Here is a 26,686-nt window from a genome sequence, read left to right on the forward strand (position 1 = left end):
CCTCACACAGCATAGCAAGGCGATTCCCCCAACATGGCCACCAAAGCCCCTCTTCCCCAGGTCGAACCCATCCCGCACAATTGGGAGTTCGAGCCCCGGCTGGTCACCGATTTTCTCGACCATGCCGTGCTCGAACATGCCGAGCGCCCCGCCGTCGATTTTCTGGGCCGCACATGGGCCTATAAGGACATCGGCATTCTGGTGGAGCGCACGGCACGCGGCCTGCAGGATCTGGGGCTGGCCAAGGGGGATCGCTTTGCCCTGTGTCTGCCCAACACGCCCTATTTCATCGTGCTGTACTTCGCGGCGCTGAAACTGGGCGCGGTGATCGTGAACATGAACCCGCTCTACACCGAGCGGGAGATGGAGCATATACTGCGCGATTCCGGGGCCCGCATGGTGGCCGTACCCGATATCGCCTCCATCCATGAGAAGCTGCGCAATGTCGGCCCCGGCGCGGGGGTCGAGAAGATCATCATGTGCCCGATGGCCGCGATCCTGCCCGCGATGAAGTCCCTTGGCTGGCGCGTGCTGAAAATCCGCGAGCATGCCCATTTCACCGAGGATGGCCTCCATGTGGCTTACAACCGGCTGGTCGAGCGGCGCGAACCCCACGATCCCGTCGAGGTGCTGCCCGATGATCTGGCGGTGCTGCAATACACCGGCGGCACCACCGGCATCCCCAAGGGCGCGATGCTGACCCATGCCAACCTCACCGCCAATGCCCTGCAGCAGCGGGCGCATATCGGTCAGGGGCTGAAGGGGCCTCAGCGCACTTTGGCGGTCCTGCCGATGTTCCATGTCTTTGCGTTAACGGCGGTGCTTAATTTCTCGGTGGAGATTGCCGCCGAGCTGGTGCTGCTGCCGCGTTTCGAGATGGGCCAGTTCCTCGAAACCATCAAGCGCAAGCCGCCCTCTCTGTTCTTCGGCGTGCCGACGCTGTTTATCGCCCTGAATGCCCTGCCCGAGGAGCAGCGGCCCGATTTCTCGGGTCTGCGCGCCTGCATTTCGGGGGGCGCGCCGCTGCCGCTGGATGTGCGCCAGACCTTCGAGGAACTGATGGGCGCGCATGTGTGCGAGGGCTATGGGCTGACCGAGGCCTCGCCCATCGTCGCCTGCAATATGGTTGACGGCTTGGTGAAGGAAAACAGCTGCGGGCGGCGCTTCCCCGGCACGCTGATCGAGATCCGCGATATGGAAGACCCCAGCCGCGTGCTGCCCGTGGGCGAAAAGGGCGAGATCTGCGTGCGCGGTCCTCAGGTGATGGCCGGTTACTGGAAGAAGCCCGAGGAGACCGAGAAGGTCTTCGTCGATGGCGCGCTGCGCACCGGGGATATCGGCTATCTCGACGAGGACGGCTATCTCTTCCTGATCGACCGCATGAAGGACATGATCCTGTGCGGCGGCTACAATGTCTATCCCCGCGTCATCGAGGAAGCGGCCTACCAGCACCCCGCCATCGAGGAGGCCATCGCCATCGGCGTGCCCGATCCCTATCGCGGCCAGGCGCCGAAACTGTTTGTGAAATTGCATGAGGGGCAGACGATCACCCCGCCGGAAATCCGCAGCTTTCTGGAAGGCTGGCTCAACCGCATCGAGCTGCCGCGCGAGGTGGAAATTCGCGAGAAGCTGCCCAAGACGATGGTCGGCAAGCTGTCCAAGAAGGAGCTGGTGGAAGAAGAGCGGCTGAAGCGCGAGAAACCGGGCTGATCTGTGCCCGAAAACTGCGCATTGACGCTTAGGTTAACCACCTTTACGGCATCGATCAGGCATGGAAGGGACGCCATGGACGAGATTGCCCATACATCCGGCACAGCGGTGCCATCCACGCGCGGCCCCCGCTCTGCCTCCTCGCTGCGCGGCATTCAGGAGGTCGCCGAGCATCTCGGCGTCACCCATCGCACCTTGCGCTTCTATGAGGACAAGGGGCTGATCGAGCCGCAGCGCGTGGGCAACACCCGCATCTATGCCAAGCGCGATGTGGCGCGCATGCAGCTGATCCTGCGCGGCAAGAATCTTGGCTTTTCGATCAAGGAGATCAAGGACTTCCTCGATCTTTACGATGCCGATCCCCAGCATATGGAGCAGAACCAGATGTTGCTGGGTCAGGTCCGCAAGCGCATCGCCCAGCTGGAGCAGCAGCGCGAGGCCATCGACAAGACGCTGGCCGAACTGCGCGCCATCGAGGCGGAAAGCGACGCCTACAGCGGGCAATAGCCGGAACCCGGGCCGGCGCCTCAGACTTTCTCCTGCGATGACTGATCTTTCCGCCGCCTTCTTCGACCGCGATTCACCCTCTGTCGGGCGCGATCTGATCGGGGTGACCCTGCTGGTGAAAGGCGTGGGCGGCACGATCGTCGAGACCGAGGCCTATGACCCGCTCGATCCGGCCAGCCATGCCTTTCGGGGCCCCACGCCGCGCACCGCCAGCCTGTTCGGGCCTGCGGGACACACCTATATCTACCGCAGCCACGGGCTTCACTGGTGCCTGAATATGGGCTGCGGCAAGGGACGCGGCGTGCTGATCCGCGCGCTGGAGCCGCTCTTTGGGATAGAGGCCATGATCGAGCGGCGCGGCTTTGCCGAAAAGCGCCAGCTCTGCTCCGGACCGGGCAAGCTGACTCAAGCGCTGGGGGTGGATCACAGCCTCTATGGCCGCCCGCTGGACCAGCCACCGTTCCGTCTGCTGGCCGGGGAACCGGTGGAGGTGATCGCCGGGCCGCGCATCGGCATCAGCAAGGGCGTGGAAACGCCGTGGCGCTTCTGCCTGAAGGGCTCGCCATGGCTGAGCAAGCCCCATCTTTAAGCAGCTTCAGCCCAGCACCATCCACAGCGCCATCGCCACCATCATCACATTCTCGGTCAGCGAGAGGAAACCCAAAGGCACGGTGCTCGATCCGCCGACACAGGCGCATTTCAGCTCGCGCTTGTCGACATAGACCGCCTTGAACACCGAGATCGCGCCGATCCCGCCGATAAACAGCGCGATGGGCGCGGAGAGCCATGTCAGCACGCCGCCGACCATCAGCACGCCCGCCAAACCTTCCGCAAAGGGATAGATGCGGCCATAGGGCACCCACTGCCGCGCGAGCAGATCGTAATTGAGGAACATCGTCGAGAAGCGCTCGATATCCTGCAATTTCAGCAGCGCCAGAACGCACATCGAAAAGCCGATAAACCATTGCACCGCCTGCATCGTGAACGGCGTGCCCGAGACCGCCTGACTGACGCTCAGCGCCATCAGGGCCGTCATCGCGAAAAGGGCGGCCACAGGCCGATAGCTGGTTGCCTTGGGATCGGGCACGGAGAGGCCCAGATGGCGGCGCAGATCGTCATGCCCACCGATGCGCTGGCCACCGATGAATATCTGCGGCGTGGTCTTCACATCATGGGCGGCTTTGAAGGCATCGGTCTCTTCGCGGGTGGTCAACCATTTGTCCTCCACCACATAGCCTTTGCTGCGCAGCAGATGGCGCGCCTTCAGGCCGAAGGGGCACATATGGCCGGGCATCACCATGCGATAGAGCGTGGCCACCGGAGCAGATGAGCGGGCGGAAGAGGACATGGCACGGGTCTTTCCTGTTAGACAGGCCTGCCTTATACGCCCCGTACCATGGTACGGAGTCAAGCACATGAGTGACATGACGATTTCAACGCTCGCCCGCGCGGGCGGCGTCGGCGTGGAAACGGTGCGCTTCTATCAGCGCAAGGGCCTGCTGGAGGTCCCGCGGCAAGGCCCCGCGCATGGCCATGGCGGCAGCATCCGCCGCTATGGCGCGGCAGATGCGCGGCGGTTGCGCTTTATCCGCCAGGCGCAGGCGGCGGGCTTTACGCTGGAGGAGATCGGCGAGTTGATCGCGCTGGACAGCACGCAGGACCGGGCCCGGGCCCGCACCATGGCGCAGGGGCGGATTGCCGCGCTCGATGCGCAGATCGCTCAGCTGACGGCGGCGCGCGATGCGCTTTCCCGGCTGGCGCATGATTGCGAGCATGGCGATGCAGGCCCCTGCCCGATCCTCGCCGCTTTCGAAACGCGGCATTGCGAGACAGCGCTTGGCGAAGATCACGTCCGTTGATAGAAAAGCCATGAAAACGAAAGGCATGACCATGCGCGGATGGGGTTTGGCACTGGCTGCCGTGGCGGCGTTCGGCGCAAGCTCGTCAGCCATGGCGAAACAGGGGGTGATCGCCTCGGTGAACTGGCCGGGCTCGGCATGGCGCCTCACCGCGACGCAGGGGCCCGATGTGCCCGATCCGGTGATGGATGGCGATCCCATCCCCGGCGTGATCCGCCTGTGCCTCAGCAAGGATGGCGGGCGTCATTGCTCCCCCGCCCTGCCCGATCTGCTGGCAATCTCTGCCGACATTTCTGCCAACAAGGACGATATCTACAGCGAGGCCCATGATCTCCATGACGCGCGCATCGTTTACCCGCGCGAGGGCAGGCCACTGCTGCTGGTGAAGGTCTCCAGCGTGCGGTCCGTCGATGGTGACCAGCGCGTGGGTTTCGCGGCGCTCGGTTATGACAAGGCCAAGGATGGCTTCACTCTGGCCTATCGCGCCAACACCGGGCACAACAACAATCAGGAAATCCGCTATATCGAAAGCGGCCCCCTGCGCGGCGCCATCATCCGGGCCGAGCCGACATCCAACGCCCCCTTCGGCTTCTGGATCACCGTCAGCAAGCTGGGGCCGACGGGCACCTATGTGCAAGCCCTGCGCTATCGCAGCGCCACCCGCTATGGCGACGGCAACCCGCTGGCGGTGATCGATTCCGAAATGCCGAATCTGATGGGCAGGCTGGGCCTGTGGCATGCGGGCCAGAAGCTGCCTGCTCCGGCGAAATGCGCCAATCCGCATCTCAAGGCGCAGGCCCTGTGGTGCTAAGGCTCAGCCGAAAGGCGCCGCCGCAATCTCATCGAAAGCGCGCACCTTGTGGCGCTTATGCACGTCAATGTCATGGCCAAGTTCATCGCGGACCTTCTTGATTTCATACATCATCCGGTCGGCGGCGTTGATGACTTCCTCCACCGAGGCCGTGGTGCCCGGCATCAGCACCACCGCGCCTGAACTCACCCCCACGCGCCAGTCGGCATGGGCGATGCGCGCGGCGATCGCGTCGTTCAGGCGGCGCAGAATGCCGTCGACATCCTCCATCCCAGCACCGGGCAGCAGCAGCACGAACTCGTCCCCCGCGATGCGATAGAGCGTATCGCCCGCGCGGATCGCGCCCTGAATGCCCTTGGCCACCTCGATCAGGCATTCATCGCCCACCGCATGGCCCAACCGGTCATTGACCTGCTTGAAATGATCGAGGTCGAGATAGGCCACCGCCAGGCTGCGCGGCGCATCGGGCAGCCCCCCCATCTCGGTGGCGAGGCGCTGCAGCATGGCGCGGCGGTTGGGCAGGCCGGTCAGCGCATCGCGCAGGGCAAGGTTTTCCGCCTCCTTGCGCTGGGAGATATCCTCCACCACCGCGAGGTAGAAGTCGGGCGTGCCATCCTCCAGCGCGACCATCGAGACCGTAAGGTAAGTCCAGATCGCGCCGCCATCGGGCAGCAGATAGCGCTTTTCCAGCTGGTAATGGTCGATCTCGCCCGCCGTCAGCGCGGCCATCTGCTCCAGATCGATGGACAGATCGTCGGGATGGGTGATGTCGCGGAAATTGCAGGCGCACAGTTCCTCGGCGCTGCGACCGGTTACCGTGCAGAAACGCTCGTTGACGCGCAGGAAGCGCCCCGCCGTATCGACATGCACCATGCCCACCGCCGCCTGATCGAAGGTCGCCTCGAAACGGCGGGCCAGCGCCTTGTGGCTCTGCGCGGTTTCAAGCTGGGCGGCGCTGGCGATGGAGCAGGCGATGGGCGCCACCAGCAGCCGCGCCACCAGCACATCGTCCTGCGAGAAGGCCTCGGGCGCATCGGAAAACACCTTCAGCACGGCGACATTCTCGCCCTGAAAGGGGATCGGCACCACCACCATCGAGCGGACATGCGTGGCCCGGCACGCCTCGCGGTTGACGCGGTTGTCGGTCTCGCTGTCATGGCACAGCTGCGGCTCGCCGCTTGTCAGGCAGGTGCCCGAAAGGCTGCCCGCCAGCCGCAGGCGCAGCCCGATCTTGTCCTTCAGCATGGCGCCGCTGGCCGCACGATAGACGATCTCGTCACCGTCGCGCATTTCGATCACCGCGCCCGAGGCTTGCGGCATCGCCACGAAAGAGCCTTTGACCACCGCTTCGAATGCCGCATCGATCTGATCCGCCACGGCGATGATCGAGGCATGGGCATCGAGCAGGCGGTCGATCTGGTCTTGCCAGTCTTTCACCTGTTTACTCCATATCCCTCCACCCCCGGCCATGCCCGTTAAGTGGTTAAATCGAACCATCGGAGTGTGATTAACAGCATGGCAGGGGTTGCGGATCAGCCACTTGCGCTTGGCATGCCAATCCCTCACAGCGGGAAAAATCGCGATTCTGCGGAAAACAGAGGCTTGGCTCATGGTGTGGCTGGAACGCAGAACCCCCGAAACGCCCAAAAGCTTCGATGCGCGCTCGGCGGGCGATGTCGATTACGGGCGGGTGGTGCATTCGGCCTCGTTCCGGCGGTTGCAGGGCAAGACGCAGATCCTCAATCTGGGCGACAGCGATTTCTACCGCACGCGGCTGACCCATTCGCTGGAGGTGGCGCAGATCGCGGGCGGCCTCATCAAGCAATTGTGCCACAACCATCCCGGCCACCCCGCGCTGGAGCATCTGCCCGAACATGCGCTGATCCAGGCCATCGCCTGCACCCATGATCTGGGCCATCCCCCCTTCGGCCATGGCGGCGAGGTGGCGCTCAACTATTGCATGCGCGACAATGGCGGTTTCGAGGGCAATGGGCAGACCTTGCGCATCCTCTCCCGGCTGGAGAAGTTTTCCGCGCAGCATGGATCGAACCTGACGCGCGAAACCATGCTGGGCGTGCTGAAATATCCCGTGGCCTACAGCGCGGTGGCCAATCCGGCGCTGCGCCCGGCAATGCATGACAACACCAGCGGCACGCCTTTGCTGGACCGCGATGCCTCGGTGCCGCCCAAATGCTATCTCGATGGCGAAAGCGATGTGGTGGACTGGGTGCTGGCCCCGCTCTCGGCCGATGATCGCGCGCGCTTCACCGGCTTCGATCCGCGTGAGGGCAAGCATGGGCGGGCGCGGCACAAATCGCTGGCCTGCTCGATCATGGATCTGGCCGACGACATCAGCTTCGGCATCCATGATCTGGAGGATGCCCTGGCGCTCAGGCTGGTGGATGCCGCGCAGTTCCACCAGCATCTGCCGCCCGAGCGCTGCCGGGGCCTGCTCGACTACCTCGCGACGCAATATCCCGGGCAATATGGCAATGATGTCTACAAGGCGCTCAGCAAAAAGCTGTTCGGCGATGGAGGCACCCGCAAGCACCAGATCAACCGCATCCTCAATTTCGTGATTCCCAAGGTCTGCTTTGCGCAGGATGACGCTTTCGAGGAACCACGCCTGCGCTACCGCGCCGCCCTGCCCCGCCCGGTGGCCGAGTTCCTTCATGCGGTGACGGCGTTTGTCTATCAGACCGTGATCCGCAGCCCCAGCGTGCAGCATCTGGAGTTCAAGGGCCAGCAGATGGTGATCGCCGTCTTCGAGGTGATGAAATCCGAACCCGCCGCATTCCTGCCGCTCGATACGCAGAAGAAGCTGGAGCACGCCGCAGACCCGCTGCGCGTGATCTGCGACTATGTTTCGGGCATGACCGATGCGCATCTGCTGCGCACTTATGAGCGGCTGTTCGCGCCCCGCATGGGATCGGTCTTCGACAAACTATAGCAAGGCTTTCGGCGTAAACCGCGCCATGGCCACCGCGCCATGGAAATGGTCGACATCGTTCAGCCGCGCCCCCACGCTGCAGCGCCCCGGCCCTTGCGGCGCGAAAGGAAGCGCGGTTTCCATCTGCAACGCGCCATTGACGAAGCTGCGGTAATGCTGCCCGTCGAAGCTCTGCGCGACATGGTGCCATTGCCCCAGCGGATAGAGCTTTGTCGGCACGATCAGCGTCTGCTTGTAACCCGGGCCGGTGGCGAAAGCATCGAGATACCAGCCCCCATCGGTGACGCGGATTTCGAACAACATGCGCGTGGTGCCGCTGCCCGGTTTCAGCCCCGGCTCGGTCAGGCTTTCCAGATGGAACCAGCGCTGGGCGAATGCGCCACCATCGGGGCGGAACAGAGCCTCGAAGGTGAAGGTCTTCGCGCCCGCCAGCGGGTGATTGTCGATCAGCAGCGCATCCCTCACGCCGTCGAACAGCACGGCCTGCCCCCAGGGGCTGGCGGTCAGGCGCGGCTGGCCCACCGGTGTCACCGCATGGCCGCCGATCCGCGCCAGATTGTCGAACCGCCATTCCTGAGAGGCAGGCGCCGGCAGCGCCCTTGCCGCAGCGGGCATCATTCCCAAGGCGGCACCTCCCAACACCACATCGCGACGGTTCACGCGCACAGTCCCTCTCCCCGATCTGTTATAGACACCGGTGGACAGTGATGGCGCAAAACGGCCCGGCGATCCAGTCTTTCAGCGCCGGCTGTAGCGCAGCACCAGCGCCACCACCGCAATCGAGAGCCCCAGCGCCAGCGCCGTCGCCCCCACGCCGTAACGCGCCGCCGCCTGCTCCAGCACCGGCCCCAGCGCATAGCCCAGAGAGGAAAACAGGGTTCCCCAGACCGTGGCCGCCACGATGTTCAGCGCCACGAAATGCCGCGCGGGCATGCGCGAGCTGCCCACCGCCACCGCCGTGATCGCCCGCAGCCCATAGGCGAAACGGAACAGCAGCACGAAGCGCGCGGGATGCCGCTCGATCAGCCCCAGAGCGCGGCGAAACGAAGCCCGCTCGACGATGACGCGCACCACCCGGCTGCGCTGGGCGTTGCGGGCAAGATGGAACCAGAATTGATCCACCAGAAAGGAGCCCGCGATCGCCGCCGCCATCACCGCATAAGGCGACAGCCAGCGCCGATGCGCCAGCACCCCGCCCGCCAGAGCGAAAGGTTCTCCCTCGATTCCCGATCCAAGACAGATCGCGATCAGGCCGTAACGGGCAATCAGGGCCTCCAAGTTCGTCTCCTTCAAGGAAGACAGGCCGTTAGCATCCGATCCTGCGCCTGCGAAGCGCCGAAGCGACAATCCGTGCGATGTTTCACCGTCACGAAACCGTCACACCATGGTGTGAGAGGCTCACCACTGTCATGAGCGCAATCAGGGTTCTTGTGGTCGAGGACGACCCAGCCATTGCCGGGCAAATCTGCCACGGCCTGATGGCGCGCGGCTATGCCACCGATCTGGCCGCCACCGGAGAGGCCGCCTTCAAGGCCTGCACCGGCGGGCAATTCGACGCCATCGTGCTGGACCGCATGCTGCCCGACACCCATGGCGATGCCCTGCTGGCCCGTCTGCGCGAGGCGGGCCCGGTGCCCGCCGTGTTGATGCTTTCCGCGCTGGGCTCGGTGGAGGACCGCGTGGAGGGTCTGGTGGCGGGGGCGGACGATTACCTCGCCAAGCCCTTCGATATGAGCGAGCTGAGCGCCCGCCTGGTGGCGATCTGCCGTCGCGGCACCCGCAAGGCGGAGGAAAAGGCCGAGGACAACAGCGAACAGGGGGGCGACCTCACCGTGGGCCGCCTGCGACTGGAAAGCGCCAGCCACCGCGCCAGCTTCGGCGGCGAGGCGATCGAACTTAACCGCAAGCAGTTCTCGCTGATGGCCTATCTGATGCGCCATGCCGACAAGGTGGTCACCCGCGCCATGCTGATCGAGAATGTCTGGGCCTACAGCTTCGATCCGGCCACCAACATCGTGGAAAGCAACCTCTCGCGCCTGCGCACCCGCCTGCAACTGCTGGGCTGCGACCCCATCGAGACGCGGCGCGGCGAAGGCTATGTTTTGCGGGCTGATCTGTGTCGCTAGAGCATCGCGCGAAAAAGTGGGCACCGGTTTTTCGCAACAGCGATGCGACAACCAACTCTGCCGCCCTTCCCGCCACCCCGCCGCGCATCGGGCGTCTGGCGGTTCAGGTTGGCCTCGCCTTCGCGCTGGCGATGGGCGTGGCGGGCGGCATCGCCTTTCTCGCCGCGCGCTACCAGCTGATGCAGGAGGCCGATGAGGCGCTGGCGCATGAAAGCCGCAAGCTGATCCTCAAGGGCTATCCCAATGACAGCGCCACGCTGGCGCAGCGCGTGATCGCCCGGCGCGCCCAGAAGATCCTCGCGAGCCGGGGGCATATCGTTTACGCCCCCGATGGCCGCCTGCTGGCCGACGGGCTGGACATTCCACCCCTGCCCGATGGCTATGCCGAAACCATCTACCGCGATCATTCGCGCAAATGGCATCAGGGCCGCGCGCTCAGCCTGCGCCTGCCCGATGGCGGCCATCTGGTGATCGTCGAGCACAGCGAGGTGGATGCCACCATGCGCGAGATGATGCTGATCGGCCTGATCGCACTGATCGTGGTCGGCGGGCTGGCCGGAGTGACCGCCGCATGGGTGCTGACCCGCCAGATCGCCCAGCGGCTGGATCTGAGCGTGGGCGCCGCCGATGCCATCGCGCAGGGCGATCTCTCGCGCCGCATCTCGCTTGACGGGCTCGACGGGATCTTTGCCACGCAGGCGGGAAGCCTCAACCATATGCTCGACCGGATGGAGCAGATGGTGCGCAGCCAGCGCCATTTCGCCAGCCATCTGGCGCATGATCTGCGCACGCCCCTCACCCGCCTGCGCGGCCTGCTTCAGGCCGAGGCCGATGCAGCCACCACCGACCGCCCCCTGCTCGACAAGGCGGAGCGCGAATGCCGCTCGATCATCGCCATTTTCGATGCGCTGCTGCGCCTTTCCGAGATCGAGGCCGGGCGCCGCCCCACGGCCATGGCCCCACTGGCGCTCGATGAGGCGATCCTCGATGTCGCCGAGACCATGGAGCCGGTGATCGCCGACGCTGGCAGCCAGCTGGCGCTTGCCCCCCTGCCCCCGGCCACCGTGTTGGCCGATGCCGGGCTGGTGCAGCAGCTGCTGGTCAATCTGCTCGACAACATCGCGCTGCACACGCCCGCCGGCACGCAGGCCAGCGTCGCCCTCGCCGTGGAGCGCCACGAGGCCACCATCACCATCGCCGACAACGGCCCCGGCATCCTCCCGCCGGAGCGCGAGCGCGTGGTGCGCCCCTATGAAAGCGGCAAACCCACGCCCCGTCGGGATAACAGCATGGGCAGCGGGCTGGGTCTGGCCATCGCGCAGGCCATCATGCGCTTTCACAATGGCGCGCTGGAGCTGGTCGATAATCGCCCCGGACTGATGGTGCGGCTGCGGTTTCCGGTCAGCAACTAGGCAAGGAAGAGAAATGCGAGGGGGTTACACCCTCGCGCTCCCAGAGCGTCTCCCGGCGATGGGGTAGCGGCGCCCCACCCTTGCACCGGAACTCACCACCTGCGGCTGACAGGGCGCGATTGAAACGCCAAGCCCTGTGCAGCCGGAAACACCTCACATTGCGCCGCCACCCCTCCCAACATTCTAAACATGCAATGTTGGGCCTTCCCAAAGCCATCGTAATACAGCCGTCACATGCGCTTCCTACCCGCCACTCAACGTTCCGCAGGCCATAAAGGCCCGGAAAGTCGAATGGGGTTTTCATCACGATGCGTGCCAGACTGTTGGCGGCGGCTGCTTTTGCGGCCTGTTGCCTTGCACCCTGCGGATCTCCGCTCTCGGCCAAGACCGAGGCCGATCATCTGACCTATCTCGATCCGGCGCTTTTCGCGCCCGGTCTCAACGTGCCCGCTCCGCCGCCGCGCGGCTCGGCCGAGGAAAAGCGCGAACTCGACGCCCTGCACCGCCTGATCGCCGGAGCCACTCCGGAGCGCATCGCCCGCGCCAGGGCCGATGGCAAGACCGAGAACCCCTCGCTCTACAACGATGCCGTCGGCGTCGATCTGAAGAGCCTGCCCGCCACCTGGGATCTGCTCACCACGGTGCAGCGCGAGGGCGAGGTGCTGACCGACGAGGGCAAGACCTTCTTCCACCGCACCCGCCCCTACCGCGTCGACCCCACGCTGGCCGTCTGCGGCCAGAAGACCGACAGCAGCAAGCCCGCCGACCGCGCTTACCCTTCGGGCCATTCCATGCTGGCCTATTCGGTGGGCTGGACGCTGGCCCGGCTGATGCCGAAGAAGGCCGATGCCATTCTGGCCCGCGCCCATGATTATGCGCTCAGCCGCCAATATTGCGGCGCTCACTTCGCCAGCGACACCGAGGCCAGCCATGTGATCGGCACGCTGGCCGCCGAGCAACTGTTCAACGATCCGCGTCTGGCCAGCAAGATCGCTGCCGCGCGGGCCGAACTCTCCAAACTGTGACCTTATCCAATCCGGGGGATACCTTGATGACCACGTCCTATCGCCGCGCTCTGCTGCTGAGTGCCTGCGCCTTTACGCTCAGCCTTGCCGGCACGGCCCATGCCGCCACCGCTCCAGCTGCGCCCGCCGCCGGAGATCCCACTGACGATCAGATCCGCAACACCGACGACATTCTCGTCACCGCCACCAAGGTGAACGAGAGCACGCCGATCACCGCCTCGGTCCACACCTTCGAGCCGCAGGCGATCGTCTCGCGCTCGATCATCGAGAATTCGGTCGCGCCCACGGCGGACATCTCGCAGGTGGTGATGCTGACCCCCGGCGCCTCGCTCACGCCCAGCAGCGGCAATGGCGTGGGTCTGGCCGACAGCAAGATCGTGCTGCGCGGCTTCCAGGACGGCCAGTACAACATCACCTATGACGGCGTGCCCTTCGGCGACTCCAACGATCCCACGCACCACTCGACCTCCTACTTCCCCAACGGCACCTATGAGCGCATCATCGTCGATCGCGGTCCGGGTGGCGCCACCGATCTGGGGCAGGCCAGCTATGGCGGTCAGGTCCATATCGTCAGCCGCGAACTGTCGGACAAGTTCTTCATCGAGGACCAGTTCGTCTATGGCAGCTTCAACACCTTCATGGACCGCTTCACCGTCAACTCGGGCCGCATCGACAAGCTGGGCGGCCTGAAAATCCTCGGCATTGCCGAATACAAGCAGACCGACGGCGCGCTGACCAACCAGGGCGGCTCGTGGGTCAACGGCTTCGTGAAGGCCGAACTGCCCATCGGCAACAACGCCAAGTTCTCGGTGCTGTCCAGCTTCAACAAGAGCCCCTTCCACTCCTCGGACGCCGCCGGCGGCGTCACGGCGGCGCAGATGGCGGCCTATGGCAAGAATTACGGCGCGATCAGCCCGGCTCAGGCCAATGGCTCGGGCTGGACGAACGCCCGGTCCGACTGGAACTGGGCGATCAAGACCACCGATTTCGAAATCGCGCGCCTGCAGTGGGATGTGGCCCCCAACATCACCATCGACAACAAGGCCTACACCTACTTCTACAAGAACTTCACCCTGTCCACCGAAGACGCCACCACGCCCTGCACCACGCTCTCCACGCTGGATCAGTGCAGCGGCACCGGCTATTCCAACGTGAAGGCCATCGGCACCGGCGCTGGCGGCGGTGGCGGCAAGACCATCGCGGGTGACATCCCCGGCTATACGAAGGTCAACCAGTATCGCAACACGGGCGACATCTTCACAGTGAGCTGGAAGAACGCGCTGGGCATCCTGAAGGGCGGCTTCTGGTACGAGCATTCGCAGTCGCACCGCTATCGCTGGGATTATGATTTCACCACCGCCAGCCGCGCGGGCGGGATCAGCAATTACAGCTTCGATTTCAGCATCATGAACAACGGTTCCAACTACAACTACAAGGAAACCGACAAGGCCGCCAACGTCATGCTGAACGGCCAGTATGTTCCGGCCTACATCAAGTATGAAGAATACACGAGCTGGGACCAGATCCAGGGCTTTGCCGAATATGCCTTCAAGCTGTTCGACGACCGCTTGACCCTGACCCCGGGCGTGAAGGCCATGGACTTCACCCGCAAGATCAACACGCCGGTCGCCGCGCAGAGCAGCCGTCAGGGCATCGCCGCCCAGCAGAGCTACAAGCCCGTGCTGCCCTATGCGACGGCCAACTTCCTGATCAGGCCTGATTTCTCGACCTATTTCCAATATGCCAAGGGCTTTATCATCCCCTCGCTCTCGGCCAGCCTCGAAACCGCCGGGTCCAGCAACGCCGCCGTGCCGCTGAACCCGCAGCCCACCAAGACCACCAACTATCAGGCCGGTTTCGTCTTCGCGCGTGACCGTCTGAACATCGACGCCGATGGCTATTACATCCAGGCCAGCAACTCGACGACGATGGACCCCACCACCAATCTGGTGACCATCAGCGCCAATCCGGCCACCTACAAGGGCCTTGAAGGTCAGGTCAGCTATGTGCTGGCCAAGGGGCTGACCGGCATCGTCAACGGCACGGTGATGTCCTCGCTGGATGACGTCACCCATCTGTGGCTGACCAAGGCGCCCAACTACACCGCCATGACCGGCCTGATCTTCGGCGACGGCCCCTTCAAGCTGAGCTATCTGCACAAGTTCACCGGCCGCCAGTGGGCCGATGCGGCCAACACGATCCGCATCGCGCCCTACAGCTTCGGCGTGCTGTCGGGCAGCTATCGCTGGCGCAATCTGACGGCGGGCATCACCATCAACAACCTGTTCAACACCACGCCGATCGTGGCCCGCTCGGGCAGCGGAGACGCCACGCAGTACATCTTCCAGACGCGGCGCAGCTATCAGGCCTCGCTCAAGGTCCGGATCTGATCATCCTGTCCGCCAGTGCCCTTGCGGCGGATGGAAGGGCCGGGAGCGATCCCGGCCCTTTTGTTGGGCGCGGATCAGGCCAGGGGAAATGTCACGCTGACCTTGAGACCGGGCCGGGCATCGCCGATCTCCAGTTCGACACCATGCAGATGGGCAATCGCATGAGCCATGGCCAAACCAAGCCCTGCGCTGCCCGCGCTGCGGCTGGGATCGGCCTGATAGAAACGCCGCACCAGATGAGGGCGCTGCTCCGACGAGACGCCGGGGCCATTGTCCGCGATGCTCAGGGCCACGCGCGGGCCCTGAACGCTCACTGCCACGCTCACCTGCGTTCCGGCGGGGGTGTGGATGATGGCGTTCTCGATCACATTGGCCAGAAATTGGGCCAGCAGATCGCCATCACCCAGCACCATGGCCCGATCCGCGCCGATCCGGGCGACCAGCGTATGATCGCTGTCACTGGCGACCGGCTCATAGGTTTCCACCAGCGCGCAGGCCAGCCGCCCCAGATCGACCGAGGCGAAAGGCGCGCGGCTGCCTCCGCCCTCGACCTGCGCCAGACGCAGGATCGCGCGGAAGGTGCCCAGCACCTGATCGGTCTGGGCCAGCGCATCTTCCAGCCCGGCTTCGATACCGGGCTTGCCGCGCGCCTCTTCCTGCAGACCTTCCAGATGCTGGCGCAGGCGGGTGAGCGGCGTGCGCAGATCATGCGCCACATCGGTGGAGACCTGACGCAACCCGGCCATCAGCCCGTCGATCCGGTCCAGCATGCGGTTGAGGTTGCGGGCCAGATCGTCCAGTTCGGGCGCGAAGCCGATCATCGGCAGGCGCTGCTCGGTGCGACCGGCCATGATGCGGGCGATGGCGACATTGGCGTCCGCGAGCCGCGCGAGGAAAAACCACCCCGCCACCCAGCCGCCCAGCAGCGCCAGCACCGTCACGCTGATCGCCCACAGCTTGGTGAAGCGCGCCATATGGCCGCTCAATTTGTCGATGTCGAAAGCGTCGGTGGCCACCACCAGCAGCGATCCGTCGCTCAGCCGCGTGCCCAGCATGTGCAGCTCTTCAGGCTCGGCCACGCGGCGCGCCAGAGGCCCGCGCTCGAGCATCGTCACCTTGCCCCATCCGGCATGGGCAGCGGTCGGCGAAATGGTCCCCGCCACCTGCCGCCCTTGCGGATCGAGCAGCAGATAGGAAAATGTGCCCCCGCTGTCCGCGCCGATGCGGCGGCGGATTTCCTCGGCCAGATCGGTCTTGTGGGCCAGCAGCGTGCGGGTTTCGGCGGTCAGCGATCCGGCCATGGCCTCATGCGCGTAATGGCCGACCTGATGCCGCACCATGCCCAATAGCAGCATGGAGGCCAGCGCGAAAACCCCGGCAATGATCAGCGCAAAGCGGAAGGCCGCGCTGTTGAAAGGGCGAAACCTGCGGCCTAATCCCATCAGCGCCAGCCCGTCATCGTGCAAGATCGTCGATACGATAGCCCGCGCCGCGCACGGTCTGGATCAATTCCTGACCGAAGCCGCGATCCACCTTGGCGCGCAACCGGCTCATATGGCTTTCGATCACATTGGTGCGCGGGTCGAAATGGAAGGACCACACGTTTTCCAGCAGCATGGCGCGGGTGACCACCTTGCCCTCATGGCGCATCAAGTAATCGAGCAGCTTGAACTCCTGCGCCTGCAGATCGATGCGCTTGCCCGCGCGGGTGACGGTGCGCTTCACCCGGTCCAGCGTGAGATCGCCGATGGTGCTGACCACCAGCTCCTGCGCGATCGGCGGGCGGCGAGACAGCGCCGTCACGCGGGCCAGCAGTTCGGCAGAGGCGAAAGGCTTGACCAGATAATCATCAGCGCCCGCTTCCAGCCCCTCCACCCGGTCATCGATGCCATCCATCGCGGTGAGCAGCAGAGCGGGCGTGCGCACCCCCGCCGCGCGCAAGGCTTTCAGCACCGAAAGCCCGTCGATCCCCGGCACCATGCGATCCAGGATCAGCACGCCGTAATCGCCCTGGGTCGCCAGAAAGATCGCGTCGGGGCCATTGCTGCACTCCTCCACCACATGGCCCGCGGCGGCCAGCTGGCGCGCGGCCTGGGTGCGGGTGGCATCATCATCTTCCAGCAGCAGCAGTTTCATGAGGGCCTCTTTGCAGGCCTGTGCCCATGCCTCTTGTGCCCTGTTCCGCGCAAGTTGGCGATTCCCAATGTTGCCCCAACTGGCAGGCAATGTGGCGCCCGCCATAAGGCGCCCGAAAGGAAAACCCGTGTCACGATATCCTTTGCTGGTTTTGGCCGGGCTGGCCCTGCTGCCCTCCGCCTGCGCCAGCTATCATCCAGCGCCGCTGCGCAAGGCCAACGCCGTACTGGCCGATCCCGACCGCGCGGTGCTCTGCGCCGATGCGGCGGCGCTGAAGCGCCCCTATTTGAGCGCGCAGAGCATCGATCTGGAGGCTCCCCTCACTCCCGATGCGCTGGCGCTGATCGCTCTGCTGGAAAATCCCGATATCAAGGCCCAGCGCGTGGCGGTGGGCGTCACCGATGCGCAGGCCTTTGCCGCAAGATTGCTGCCCGACCCACAAGTGCAGGGCAGCATCGACAAGCTGATCGCCGGCCCCGACCCCTATAACGCCTATGGCACGCAATTCGCGCTGGACCTCAGCCAGTTGCGCAGCGCCCGCGTGATCCGCCAACAAGGCGAGGCGAGCAAAAGGCAGGTGCGGCTCGATCTGGCCTGGGCCGAATGGCAGGTGGCAGGTCAGGCCCGGCTGCAAGGCGTGCGGATCGCCGCGCTGGAAACGCAGCTGGGGCTTGCAGAACAAAGCGCCCAATCCGCCGAAGCGCTGCTGACCAGCGCCATGCAGGCCGCATCGCGCGGCGATCTGGGCGGCGCGGATGTCGATACGCGGCGTCAGGCCGCGCTGGATGCGGGCGCCAAGCTGCGCGCCGTGCAAGGCGATCTGCTGACCGCGCGCGGAGAGCTCAACCGCCTGCTCGGCCTGCCGCCGCATCTGGTGCTGAAGCTGGCTGCGGTGAGTGATCCCCGCCCCGCCCCCGATGCCGATGCGCTAGTGGCCAAGGCTCTGGAGCAACGCCTCGATCTGGCCGCCCTGCGCGCCGGTTACGACAGCGCCGAGGCCAGCGTTCACAAGGCCGTGCTGGACCAGTTTCCCAACCTGTCCATCAGCATGAGCGCATCGCGCGACACCAGCGCCAACACCACGCTGGGGCCATCCGTGGGCTTCACCCTGCCGGCGTGGAACCGCAATCGCGGCGGCATCGCCATCGCCAAGGCCACCCGCGCCCAGCTTCAGGCCGAGTACGAAGCGCGCCAGTTCCAGACCCGCGCCGAGATCACCGCCGCCGTGCGTTCGCTGGCCAATCTGCGCCGCCAGAAGGCCGATCTGCTGGGCCGCATGCCCGCCATCGCGGCTTTCGCGCAAAGCTCGCAGCTGGCCGCCAGCCATGGCGACCTGGCCCGCGCCACCGCGCTGACGGCCCTGCAGAGCCTGCGCGACCGCCAGATGGCGCTGGCGCAGATCGACCAACAGATCGCCGAACAGACCATCGCCCTCGAACTGCTGTCGGGCGGGCTTATGGCAACCGGCCCGACAGCATCGGACAAGCTGCAATAAGATTTTGTTTTACCGCGTTTTCCGAGCCGCCGGGTGAAATACCCGGTTCGAAAACGCTCTAGCCAAGGTTGGCAAGCATGAAACAGATTTTCGCCCTTATCCCGCTGGCCCTGCTGGCTGCCTGCGGAGGCGCCGCTGCCGATGACGAGGCAGGCGCCAAAAAGGAAGACCCCACCGCCGCCGTGCGCACCGCTGTTGCAGGCATGGGGGCTATCGGCGCCCAGACCCCGATCTATGGCACGGTGGAACCCGGCCCGGGCGGCGAGTTCTCGCTCGTCACCCCCGCGGAAGCCGTGGTCGAACACATTCTCGCCCCCAATGGCACCCAGGTTGCGGCGGGTCAGGCCATCGTCGTGCTCAAGCCCAGCCGGGCGAGCGCGGGCGATCTGGCCAAGGCCTCCAGCGATGCCGCCGCCAGCGGGGCCGCCTATCAGCGCGCGCAAAGGCTGCGTGCCCAGGGGCTGGTCAGCGATGCCGATGTGGAAACCGCGCGCGCCGCTGCGCAAGCTGCCCAGGCTGCACTGGCGCGTTTCGGCATGGGCACGGGCGGCCTAACCCTGCGCGCACCGCATGCAGGTGTGGTGCAAAAGCTCACCGCACGCGCGGGCGACCAGCTTGCGGCGGGCGCCCTGCTGGCCAGCGTGGCCACCGGGCATGATCTTCAGGCGCGCTTTGGCGTCGACCCCGCGCTGGCCCGCCAGATCCATCCCGGCCAGACGCTCAGCCTTGCCAATCCCAGGGCCGGTCTCACCGTCAGCGGCGTGGACAGCCAGCCCGATCCGGCCACCCATCAAATCTCGCTCTATGCACGCGTTCCTGCGGGCCTTGCGCTGGTGTCTGGTCAGACGATCACAGCCGCGCTGGGGCTTGGCCATGCCGAACAAGGCGTCAGCATTCCCTATGCGGCGCTGCTCGACGATGGCGGCAAGAGCTATGTTTTCGTCGTGCGCGGCGGGCAAGCGCATCGGCAGGATGTATTGCCGGGCAATTCCTCGGGCGAGACCATCCAGATCATCAAGGGGCTAGCGCCGGGCGACCGGCTGGTGATCGAGGGCGCCTCGGGCCTTGATGACGGCATGAAGGTCCGTGAACAATGAGCAGCTGGATGGAAACCCATCGCCGCTCGATCTGGCTGGCGGCGATGCTGGTCACGCTGGCCGGGCTGGCGGCGGCGCTGAAGCTGCCCGTCGCGCTGTTCCCGCATATCGACTACCCGCGCATCGTCGTCTCCATCGACGCGGGCGAGCGCGATGCCGCGCAAATGGCCGCGGACACCACCCGCCCCGCCGAAGTGGCGCTGCGTGAAATCCCCGGCGTCACCACCTTGCGCTCCACCACCAGCCGGGGCGGCGCCGAGATCGCTCTGGGCTTTGGCTGGGGGCAGGATATGCCCGCCGCGCTGCTGGCAACGCAAGGCGCGCTGGCCACGATCCAGCCCGATCTGCCCGCAGGCACCCGCTTCCGCGTGCGCCGTTCCGACCCGACGATCTTCCCGGTGATGGGCCTCTCGCTCACCTCGCGCAAGATGGACGGGGTGGCGCTGGCGCAACTGGCCAGACTGCGGCTGCGCCCACTGCTCGCCTCGGTGCCCGGCGTCGCCGGCGTGGACGTGCTGGGCGGCGCGGCCCCCGAAGTCGAGGTCGAACCCGATCCCGCGCGCCTCACCGCGCTGGGCCTGACGATGAGCGATGTCGCCAGCGCCGTCACCGCCGCCAACACGGTGGCCGCCGCCGGACGGATCGAGGACCGCCACCGCCTCTATCTGGCGCTGGTCGACAACAAGATTTCCAGCGAGGCAGAGCTGGCCGCCATTCCGGTGAAGGCCGCATCCGGCGTGGTCACGCTGGGCCAGATCGCCACCATCCGCCGCGCCCCCGCCCCGGTGTGGACGCGGGTGACGGCCAATGGCACGCAGGCCGTGCTGGTCAACATCCGCCAGACGCCCAATGCCGATGCGGTGAAACTGGTGCAGCAGGTGGAAGAGCGGATGAAGGCCGCCGGTCTGCCCGCCGATGTGCAGGTCTCCACCTTCTACGACCAGTCCGAACTGGTGACCGGCGCCGCCAATGCCGTGCGCGATGCCATTCTGCTGGGCGCGGTGCTGGCGGGCGTGGTGCTGTTCCTGTTCCTGCGCTCATGGCGGCTGATGGTGATGACGGCGCTGCTGCTGCCCGCCGTGCTGGCCGCCAGCTGTCTGGCGCTGCTGTGCCTTGGCATGAGCTTCAACATGATGACGCTGGGCGGCATGGCCGCCGCGGTCGGCCTTGTGGTCGATGACGCGGTGGTGATGCTGGAGCATCTGATGCGCCGCCTGCAAGAGGCCGAGGGCGAGGCGCACAATGTTTCCGGGCGCCCCTCCATGCTGGAGGCCGCGCGCGAGATGGGGCGGCCCCTGCTGGGCTCCACCATGGCGACGGTGGTGGTCTTCCTGCCGCTGGGCTTTATCTCGGGCGTGACCGGCGGGTTCTTTCAGGCGCTGGCCGTCACCATGGTGGCCGCGCTGGGCGTCTCGCTGATCTATGCGCGCTATGCCCTGCCCCTGCTGGCCGACCGCTGGCTGACCTTGAAGGACGCTCACGCCGCCGACCGCGCGGGTCGCATGACCGATGCGCTGGGGCGTGGCTATCTGCGCCTTGGCAGCAGGGCCATGGCACGGCCCGCGCTGGTGGCGGGGCTGGTGGCCACGCTGCTGGTGGCGGGTGGCGCGCTTGCCTGGGCGCATCTGCCCAGCGGCTTCATGCCCGCCATGGATGAGGGCGGCTTTATCATCGACTACAAGGCCCATCCCGGCGTCGCCCTCTCCGACACCGATCATCTGCTGCGCGAGGTGGAGACGATCATCCGCCAGACGCCGGAAGTCGCCAGCTATTCGCGCCGCACCGGCGCGCAATTGGGTGGCGGCTTGAGCGAGGCCGATGAGGGCGATTTCTTCGTTCGCCTGAAAGGCGGCAGCCGCCGCTCCATCGACGAGGTGATGGCCGAGATCCGCGGCAAGATCCAGACGCAGGTGCCCGGCCTTGAGATCGAGACCGCGCAGCTGATGGAGGATCTGATCGGCGACCTGACCGCCGTGCCCCAGCCCATCGAGGTCAAGCTCTATGGCGACAATGCCGAGGAGCTGGCCGGATCGGCAAAGCAGGTGGCGCAGGCCATCGGCAAGATCGACGGCGTGGTCGAGGTGGTGGATGGCCTGCGCGTGGCGGGCGACGCCATCGATATCCGCGTCGATCCCGGCAAGGCGGCGATGGCGGGGCTGACGCCCGACGCGGTGGCCCAGCAATTGGGCGGCGCGGTCGATGGCACGATCGCCACCCATCTGCTGGTCAATGAGCAGGTGATCGATGTGCGCGCGCGTCTGCCTCAGGATCTGCGCGGGCGGGCCGATGCTTTGGCGCGGCTGACCTTGCGCGCTGCCGATGGGCGGGTGACCGCCCTGGGCAGCATCGCTCAGGTCGGCATTCTGGCCGGGCAGCGGCAGATCACGCGCGAAAATCTGGCGCCCTTCATCGCGGTGACCGCGCGGCTGGAGGGCAAGGATCTGGGCTCGGCCATGAGCGAGGTGCGTTCTACGGTGGCAGGACTGCATCTGCCTGCCGGCGTGCGCGTCGATTACGGCGGGCTTTACGCGCAGCAGCAGCAGTCCTTCCACGATCTGGCCACGGTCTTCATCGCCGCCCTGCTGCTCTGCGCCCTGCTGCTGACGCTGATGTTCGAGCGCTGGAGCTACACGCTGGCGGTGCTGGCCACGGTGCTGCTCTCCACCGGCGCGGTCTTTATGGGCCTGTGGCTGACGGGCACCCAGCTCGACATTTCCGCGATGATGGGGCTGACCATGGTGGCCGGGATGATGACCGAACTGGCCATCTTCCTGCTGGCCGAACTGCCTGAAGGGCGCGCCATAACCAAGGCCGATCTGCTGGCGGCGGGTCAGGCGCGGCTGCGGCCCATCGTGATGTCGGCGCTGATCGCCATTCTCACCCTGCTGCCGCTGGCGCTGGGGCTCAGCCGGGGGGCCGGGCTTCAGGCGCCGCTCGCCACTGCCATCATCGCCGGGCTCGCCATTGGCGCGCCGCTGGTGCTGGGCCTGCTGCCGCTGCTGCTGGCGCTGGGCCAATCGACAACAAACACCTCATCGGGAGAACCTTCATGAACGCCTTGCATATGCCGCGCGTATCCCTGCGCTATTGGCTGACGATCACCATGGCCAGCCTGTTTGGCACCAATATGGGCGACCTCTATGCTCATGAGCTTAAGCTGGGCATCGTGACGGGCGTGGCCGTGCTGGCCGCGCTGGCCGCCGTGGTCTTTGTGGCCGAAAAGCGCGATGCCGCGCCGCGCCTGCTCTATTACTGGCTCGTGATCGTGATCATCCGCACCGGCGCCACCAACATCGCCGATTATGAACGCCACCATATCCGCTGGCCCGAACTGTTGGTGTGTTTTGCTCTGGCCGTGTTGATTGCGGGTTTCGGGGCGCTGTCTCTGAAGGGCAAGCCCGCGAGCGGGGACGGTTCGGCCATGCCCAGCACCGGCGCGGCCTATTGGGTCGCCATGCTGGGCGCGGGCATCTTCGGCACGGTGTTGGGCGATTTCTGCTCGCATGCGGTGGGCCAGGGGCTGGCCTCGCTGGGGCTGGGCGCGGTGCTGTTGCTGCTGGTGGCGCTCTGGCAGATCGGCGAGCCGCTGCGCTTTACGCTCTATTGGGTGGTGGTGGCCGTGGCCCGCACCGCGGGCACATCGATGGGCGACTGGGTGGCCGAGAACGATATGCTGAACATCGGCCTGCCGCTCTCCACGGCGCTCACCGGGGCGGCGTTTGTGCTTTGCACGCTGGCGGTGGCGCGGCGCCAGCGTGCGCTTGCGGCGGCTCCGGCGGCCTGACGGGCTGGACCCGGGCCTCCGCACAAGGCAGAAGCTGTTTGACCGAACTCTTCGAGAAAGCAGCCTTATGCCTCACCCCGTCAAGATCGTCGCCGTGTTGACCGCCCTGCCCGGCAAGCTCGATGCCCTCAAGGCCCTGCTGGACGGCATGCTCGCCCCCAGCCGGGCCGAGGCGGGCAATCTGCGTTACGACCTCTGGCAGGATCAGGCCGATCCCGCGCGTTTCGTGCTGGATGAACTCTATGTCGATCAGGCGGCGGTCACGTCTCATCGCGCCACGCCGCATTTTCAGGACTATCTCTCGCGGATCGGTGATGTGGCGGAGCGCGGCGCCTTTGTGCTCGATCCTGTGGCGATCACCGCTTGAAGCATCAACAGTAAAACGCGCGCCAATCTCTTTTGCTTTTGTAAGAAACCTGCCAGAAATTCATCTCGACCGATGGTGGGGCAGGATCGCATGATGAAGAGATTGGCGCTGTTGGAGCGCAAGCGCCGACTGGCCTGGGGCACGGCGACACTGGCCGGCGCCGGCTTGCTGGCCGGGGGCGTGGCCTGGGCCTGCGCCGATTCATCCTGCTACCCGGACTGGCGGCTGAGTCTGGCCTCCTATGACTGCGCCGGGCAGGCCATGCTGAGCCCGGGCAACGATACACGCGTCAACATGCTCTGGCTGATGCGCAGCCTGAGCGAGACCGCGCCGCGCGGCCCAGCCCCGACCCCCTCCGACGAACGGCAATTCGGGCAGACCTGGCTCTCATGGAGCGGGCTGCGGGCTGCCCTGTGGCCTGCGCCAGAGGCCAAACCTGCCGAGGATGCCCAGCCCGCCTCTTCCTGCCAGACCTTCGCCACCGCCGTCCCCGCCTTCAATGAAGCGCTGGCCGCCGACAAGGGCGTGCCGGAGGCCGAGCGCAAGGCTTTGGGTCAATGGCGCGCCAAAGTGGGCTGCGGCGATGTCGCATGGGACGGCCCTTCCATCGCCAGCCCTGCGGGGCGAGATTATCTGGCCTATCTGAAAGCCTCCCAGGCCTTTTACAGCAGCGACTGGGCCGGAGCGCGGCAGGGCTTCGCCCCGCTGGCCCGCTCGAAAAGCCGGTGGATCGCGGAAACCGCCGCCTATATGCCGATCCGCATCGCGCTGCGCGCCGCCATCGCCGGGGCGGTGGACAAATATGGCGATTTCGCGGGGACGGATAAGGTCGATCCCGCCAGCGTGGCTGCCGCGCGTGAAGCGATTGCCACCTATCTCAAGGCCTGGCCGCAGGGGCGCTATGCTGCCTCGGCGACCGGATTGCTGCGCCGCGTGGCGTGGCTGGGCGGCGATGATGCGGGTCTGGCCCAGACCTATGAACAGATGCTCGCCACCACGCCGGGCGACAGCGAGGCCGCTGCGGACCTCGCCGAAGAAATCGACATCAAGCTGTTCGAACGCCAGAATGCCGATGCCATCCTCGACAGGCTGAACAACGCGCCGCTGCTGCTGGCCGTGGCCGATTTCAAGCGCATGCGCCGCTTTGATGATGGCACGGCAAGCACCAAGGGCGGGTTGCCGGACGGGCAACTGGCGGCCCAGAAGGGGCAATTCGCCCAGCATCCCGATCTCTATGGACTGCTGGAGGCGACCCGCGCCTTTTACGCCGGCGACAATCCACGGGGCATTCTCACCATGCTGCCCGATGCGGCGCGGGCGAAAAGCTTCACGCCCGTCGCCTTCAGCCGCCAGATGCTGCGCGGCATGGCGCTGGCCAAGGCCCATGATCCCAATGAGGCCGGTTTCTGGCAAGAGCTGCTGACCGGCGCGAGCCCCTTCTACCAGCGCCCGCTGGTGCAGATGGGGCTGGTGCTGCGCTGGCAGCGCGATGGGAAACTGGCGCAGGTCTTCGCGCCCGGCTCGCCCATCACGGACAGCATGACGCGCGAAATCCTGCTGCAGACCATGGCCACTCCGGCGATCCTGCGTGGCAGCGCGCAGGATGCCTCACGGCCCGCGCATGAGCGCGATATCGCCCGCTTCACCTTGCTCTACAAGGATCTGGCCAAGGGCGCTTATGGCGATTTCGGCGGCGATCTGGCGCTGGTGCCCGCCCATGCTTCCGCCGAGGACCATCTCTGGAATTTCTCGATGCAGGAGACGATCCCGGTCGGGCTGTTCAGCAAGGGCAAGTGGGCGGACGGCAACATCGCCTGCGGGCCGCTGAGCCAGACGGCGGCGGCGCTGGCCCGTTCGCCGGTGGACCGCAAGGCGCAGCTTTGCCTTGGCGAGTTCTATCGCCTGAACGGTTTTGATGGCTTCTCGCTGTACCGGCCTGACCCCAAGCGCCCCGGGCTGGGCAGCGGGCCCGAAGGCTTCCCCGGCAGGCTGTTGTCGCGCGGAGAGCTTTACGCGGCGGTGATCGCCGATCCCAAGGCGCTGCCCGATGAACGCGCCTATGCGCTCTATCGCGCGGTGATGTGCTATGCGCCCTCCGGCTACAATGGGTGCAGCGCCTCGGTGTCGACGAACTCACTGCCGCCAGAGGTGCCCAAGGAGCAGCGCAAGGCGTGGTACAATGAGCTGAAGCAGCGCTATCCGGCCAGCACATGGGCCAAATCCCTGCGCTATTACTGGTGAGACCGAGGCGCTTTTCCAGCGCCCTGCTGCTGGCGTTCTGCCTGCTGCCGGGCTGTCATCGGCAGCAGAGCGCGGATGGGCCGCCAGTTAAGGCTTCCGCCTATGATGCCTTCTATCTCTGGCCAGGGGTGCGCCCTGCCGAGAGCCTGCATCCACGCATGTTCTACCTGCTCGACGGCGAGGTGCGGCGAGGCGGCCCGCCCCGGCTGAAGGCGCTGCGCATGGGCACGCCGCATCTGCCCGATCAGGCACTGTGGCTGGTGGTGCGCGCCGACCGGCTGGACTGGAACGAGGCGACGCGCGCCGCCATCCTGAGCGATCTGGGAAGCTGGCGGAAGGCGGGCAACACGGTCATTGGCCTGCAGGTGGATTTCGATGCGGCGACCAAGGGCATCGGCCATTATGCCCAATTCCTGCGCGATCTGCGCCGTCGCCTGCCTCAGGAATACCGCCTCTCGGTCACCGGGCTGATGGACTGGAGCGCGCATGGCGATCCTGCGTCGCTGGCCTCTCTGGCGGGCATTGTGGATGAGGTGGTGGTCCAGACCTATCAGGGCCGCAGCACCATTCCCGGTTACGAAGACTATTTCCGAAGGATGGAGCATTTCCCCATCCCCTTCCGCGTCGCTCTGGTGGAGCATGGCGCATGGCAAGCGCCACCCATGCTGGCGCACCATCCCCAATTTCGCGGCTATGTGGTGTTTCTGCTGAAACCGGCCAGCCGTTAAAGAGAGGCCGGGCAAACTCTGTCGCCCGGCCTCAGGCAGGTTGGAGCG

23 protein-coding genes are annotated in these 26,686 nt (G+C 65.9%); 17 read left to right on the forward strand and 6 right to left on the reverse strand.

Annotation, left to right across the window (positions count from 1 at the left end):
• The first annotated feature begins 33 nt into the window (after positions 1-33).
• From SR3_RS01505 to SR3_RS01515, 3 genes are all read left to right on the forward strand, one after another.
• Positions 34-1,710 carry a long-chain-fatty-acid--CoA ligase gene (locus SR3_RS01505; RefSeq protein WP_084454818.1) on the forward strand — a complete coding sequence of 559 codons (1,677 nt, stop codon included), beginning with the start codon at positions 34-36 and terminating at the stop codon, positions 1,708-1,710.
• A 75-nt stretch (positions 1,711-1,785) separates the two neighbouring features.
• Positions 1,786-2,217: a MerR family transcriptional regulator gene (locus tag SR3_RS01510; protein ID WP_068079948.1), complete on the forward strand. Its 432-nt coding sequence runs from the start codon at positions 1,786-1,788 to the stop codon at positions 2,215-2,217.
• A 37-nt stretch (positions 2,218-2,254) separates the two neighbouring features.
• The gene (locus tag SR3_RS01515) at positions 2,255-2,806 is read left to right on the forward strand and encodes a DNA-3-methyladenine glycosylase (RefSeq protein ID WP_068079950.1); all 552 of its coding nucleotides are present in this window, start codon (positions 2,255-2,257) and stop codon (positions 2,804-2,806) included.
• Positions 2,807-2,812: 6 nt separating this feature from the next.
• Here SR3_RS01515 and SR3_RS01520 read toward each other — a convergent pair whose 3' ends face one another.
• Positions 2,813-3,565: a MauE/DoxX family redox-associated membrane protein gene (locus SR3_RS01520; protein WP_068079953.1), complete on the reverse strand. Its 753-nt coding sequence runs from the start codon at positions 3,563-3,565 to the stop codon at positions 2,813-2,815.
• Positions 3,566-3,632: 67 nt separating this feature from the next.
• Between SR3_RS01520 and SR3_RS01525 the strand changes: the two genes are divergently transcribed.
• Together SR3_RS01525 and SR3_RS01530 are read left to right on the forward strand one after the other, a co-directional pair.
• Positions 3,633-4,076: a MerR family transcriptional regulator gene (locus SR3_RS01525; RefSeq protein WP_068079954.1), complete on the forward strand. Its 444-nt coding sequence runs from the start codon at positions 3,633-3,635 to the stop codon at positions 4,074-4,076.
• Between the two features lie 25 nt (positions 4,077-4,101).
• Positions 4,102-4,887, forward strand: coding sequence for a hypothetical protein (locus tag SR3_RS01530; RefSeq protein ID WP_068079957.1), 786 nt, complete (start codon positions 4,102-4,104; stop codon positions 4,885-4,887).
• Positions 4,888-4,890: 3 nt separating this feature from the next.
• Here the strand turns inward: SR3_RS01530 and SR3_RS01535 are convergent, their stop codons facing one another.
• Positions 4,891-6,324 (reverse strand): sensor domain-containing diguanylate cyclase, encoded by a 1,434-nt coding sequence (locus SR3_RS01535; RefSeq protein ID WP_068079958.1) that lies wholly within the window; start codon positions 6,322-6,324, stop codon positions 4,891-4,893.
• 172 nt (positions 6,325-6,496) lie between these two features.
• On the opposite strand from SR3_RS01535, the gene SR3_RS01540 reads away from it, so the two are divergent.
• On the forward strand, positions 6,497-7,837 hold the full coding sequence (locus tag SR3_RS01540; RefSeq protein ID WP_068079960.1) for an anti-phage deoxyguanosine triphosphatase: 1,341 nt from the start codon (positions 6,497-6,499) through the stop codon (positions 7,835-7,837).
• Here SR3_RS01540 and SR3_RS01545 read toward each other — a convergent pair.
• On the reverse strand, positions 7,832-8,497 hold the full coding sequence (locus SR3_RS01545) for a LamG domain-containing protein (protein WP_218018748.1): 666 nt from the start codon (positions 8,495-8,497) through the stop codon (positions 7,832-7,834). The genes SR3_RS01540 and SR3_RS01545 overlap by 6 nt on opposite strands.
• A 78-nt stretch (positions 8,498-8,575) precedes the next feature.
• Complete coding sequence (locus SR3_RS01550; protein ID WP_068079963.1) at positions 8,576-9,115, reverse strand: DedA family protein; 540 nt, start codon at positions 9,113-9,115, stop codon at positions 8,576-8,578.
• A gap of 131 nt (positions 9,116-9,246) precedes the next feature.
• Here SR3_RS01550 and SR3_RS01555 point away from each other — a divergent pair, with 131 nt between their 5' ends.
• From SR3_RS01555 to SR3_RS01570, 4 genes are all read left to right on the forward strand, one after another.
• Positions 9,247-9,963: a response regulator transcription factor gene (locus tag SR3_RS01555; RefSeq protein WP_245653698.1), complete on the forward strand. Its 717-nt coding sequence runs from the start codon at positions 9,247-9,249 to the stop codon at positions 9,961-9,963.
• Positions 9,954-11,375, forward strand: a complete 1,422-nt coding sequence (locus tag SR3_RS01560) for a sensor histidine kinase (protein ID WP_068079965.1) — start codon at positions 9,954-9,956, stop codon at positions 11,373-11,375. Before SR3_RS01555 ends, SR3_RS01560 begins: the two co-directional genes overlap by 10 nt.
• Before the next feature lie 308 nt (positions 11,376-11,683).
• Positions 11,684-12,400, forward strand: coding sequence for a phosphatase PAP2 family protein (locus SR3_RS01565; RefSeq protein ID WP_068079967.1), 717 nt, complete (start codon positions 11,684-11,686; stop codon positions 12,398-12,400).
• Between the two features lie 26 nt (positions 12,401-12,426).
• Positions 12,427-14,790: a TonB-dependent receptor gene (locus tag SR3_RS01570; protein WP_068079969.1), complete on the forward strand. Its 2,364-nt coding sequence runs from the start codon at positions 12,427-12,429 to the stop codon at positions 14,788-14,790.
• A gap of 74 nt (positions 14,791-14,864) precedes the next feature.
• On the opposite strand, the gene SR3_RS01575 is transcribed toward SR3_RS01570, so the two are convergent.
• Both SR3_RS01575 and SR3_RS01580 read right to left on the reverse strand, forming a co-directional pair.
• Positions 14,865-16,232 (reverse strand): sensor histidine kinase, encoded by a 1,368-nt coding sequence (locus SR3_RS01575; protein WP_068079971.1) that lies wholly within the window; start codon positions 16,230-16,232, stop codon positions 14,865-14,867.
• A 13-nt stretch (positions 16,233-16,245) separates the two neighbouring features.
• A complete protein-coding gene (locus tag SR3_RS01580; RefSeq protein ID WP_068079973.1) occupies positions 16,246-16,926 on the reverse strand; it encodes a winged helix-turn-helix domain-containing protein in 681 nt (226 codons plus the stop codon).
• A 127-nt stretch (positions 16,927-17,053) separates the two neighbouring features.
• Between SR3_RS01580 and SR3_RS01585 the strand changes: the two genes are divergently transcribed.
• The 7 genes from SR3_RS01585 to SR3_RS01615 all read left to right on the forward strand — a co-directional run bounded on the left by SR3_RS01585 (position 17,054) and on the right by SR3_RS01615 (position 26,638).
• Positions 17,054-18,421: a TolC family protein gene (locus tag SR3_RS01585; protein WP_245653700.1), complete on the forward strand. Its 1,368-nt coding sequence runs from the start codon at positions 17,054-17,056 to the stop codon at positions 18,419-18,421.
• Between the two features lie 77 nt (positions 18,422-18,498).
• Entirely contained in the window at positions 18,499-19,518 is a 1,020-nt protein-coding gene (locus SR3_RS01590) for an efflux RND transporter periplasmic adaptor subunit (protein WP_068079977.1), read from the forward strand.
• The gene (locus SR3_RS01595) at positions 19,515-22,571 is read left to right on the forward strand and encodes an efflux RND transporter permease subunit (protein WP_068079978.1); all 3,057 of its coding nucleotides are present in this window, start codon (positions 19,515-19,517) and stop codon (positions 22,569-22,571) included. The genes SR3_RS01590 and SR3_RS01595 overlap by 4 nt, the downstream gene beginning before the upstream one ends.
• A complete protein-coding gene (locus SR3_RS01600; RefSeq protein WP_068079980.1) occupies positions 22,568-23,302 on the forward strand; it encodes a COG4705 family protein in 735 nt (244 codons plus the stop codon). Before SR3_RS01595 ends, SR3_RS01600 begins: the two co-directional genes overlap by 4 nt.
• A gap of 67 nt (positions 23,303-23,369) precedes the next feature.
• Positions 23,370-23,669, forward strand: a complete 300-nt coding sequence (locus tag SR3_RS01605) for a putative quinol monooxygenase (protein WP_068079982.1) — start codon at positions 23,370-23,372, stop codon at positions 23,667-23,669.
• Positions 23,670-23,759: 90 nt separating this feature from the next.
• A complete protein-coding gene (locus SR3_RS01610) occupies positions 23,760-25,910 on the forward strand; it encodes a hypothetical protein (RefSeq protein ID WP_245653702.1) in 2,151 nt (716 codons plus the stop codon).
• Entirely contained in the window at positions 25,907-26,638 is a 732-nt protein-coding gene (locus SR3_RS01615; protein WP_245653704.1) for a DUF3142 domain-containing protein, read from the forward strand. Before SR3_RS01610 ends, SR3_RS01615 begins: the two co-directional genes overlap by 4 nt.
• Positions 26,639-26,686 lie beyond the last annotated feature (48 nt).

The organism is Novosphingobium rosa NBRC 15208 (genome assembly GCF_001598555.1).
Lineage (GTDB): Bacteria > Pseudomonadota > Alphaproteobacteria > Sphingomonadales > Sphingomonadaceae > Novosphingobium > Novosphingobium rosa.

What these genes read in the sequence shown, in the direction of transcription:
- SR3_RS01505 (WP_084454818.1), top strand. Translation starts at nt 34, where the DNA reads ATGGCCACCAAAGCCCCTCTTCCCCAGGTCGAACCCATCCCGCACAAT.
- SR3_RS01510 (WP_068079948.1), top strand. Translation starts at nt 1,786, where the DNA reads ATGGACGAGATTGCCCATACATCCGGCACAGCGGTGCCATCCACGCGC.
- SR3_RS01515 (WP_068079950.1), top strand. Translation starts at nt 2,255, where the DNA reads ATGACTGATCTTTCCGCCGCCTTCTTCGACCGCGATTCACCCTCTGTC.
- SR3_RS01520 (WP_068079953.1), bottom strand. Translation starts at nt 3,565, where the DNA reads ATGTCCTCTTCCGCCCGCTCATCTGCTCCGGTGGCCACGCTCTATCGC.
- SR3_RS01525 (WP_068079954.1), top strand. Translation starts at nt 3,633, where the DNA reads ATGAGTGACATGACGATTTCAACGCTCGCCCGCGCGGGCGGCGTCGGC.
- SR3_RS01530 (WP_068079957.1), top strand. Translation starts at nt 4,102, where the DNA reads ATGACCATGCGCGGATGGGGTTTGGCACTGGCTGCCGTGGCGGCGTTC.
- SR3_RS01540 (WP_068079960.1), top strand. Translation starts at nt 6,497, where the DNA reads ATGGTGTGGCTGGAACGCAGAACCCCCGAAACGCCCAAAAGCTTCGAT.
- SR3_RS01555 (WP_245653698.1), top strand. Translation starts at nt 9,247, where the DNA reads ATGAGCGCAATCAGGGTTCTTGTGGTCGAGGACGACCCAGCCATTGCC.
- SR3_RS01565 (WP_068079967.1), top strand. Translation starts at nt 11,684, where the DNA reads ATGCGTGCCAGACTGTTGGCGGCGGCTGCTTTTGCGGCCTGTTGCCTT.
- SR3_RS01570 (WP_068079969.1), top strand. Translation starts at nt 12,427, where the DNA reads ATGACCACGTCCTATCGCCGCGCTCTGCTGCTGAGTGCCTGCGCCTTT.
- SR3_RS01575 (WP_068079971.1), bottom strand. Translation starts at nt 16,232, where the DNA reads ATGGGATTAGGCCGCAGGTTTCGCCCTTTCAACAGCGCGGCCTTCCGC.
- SR3_RS01580 (WP_068079973.1), bottom strand. Translation starts at nt 16,926, where the DNA reads ATGAAACTGCTGCTGCTGGAAGATGATGATGCCACCCGCACCCAGGCC.
- SR3_RS01590 (WP_068079977.1), top strand. Translation starts at nt 18,499, where the DNA reads ATGAAACAGATTTTCGCCCTTATCCCGCTGGCCCTGCTGGCTGCCTGC.
- SR3_RS01595 (WP_068079978.1), top strand. Translation starts at nt 19,515, where the DNA reads ATGAGCAGCTGGATGGAAACCCATCGCCGCTCGATCTGGCTGGCGGCG.
- SR3_RS01600 (WP_068079980.1), top strand. Translation starts at nt 22,568, where the DNA reads ATGAACGCCTTGCATATGCCGCGCGTATCCCTGCGCTATTGGCTGACG.
- SR3_RS01605 (WP_068079982.1), top strand. Translation starts at nt 23,370, where the DNA reads ATGCCTCACCCCGTCAAGATCGTCGCCGTGTTGACCGCCCTGCCCGGC.
- SR3_RS01610 (WP_245653702.1), top strand. Translation starts at nt 23,760, where the DNA reads ATGATGAAGAGATTGGCGCTGTTGGAGCGCAAGCGCCGACTGGCCTGG.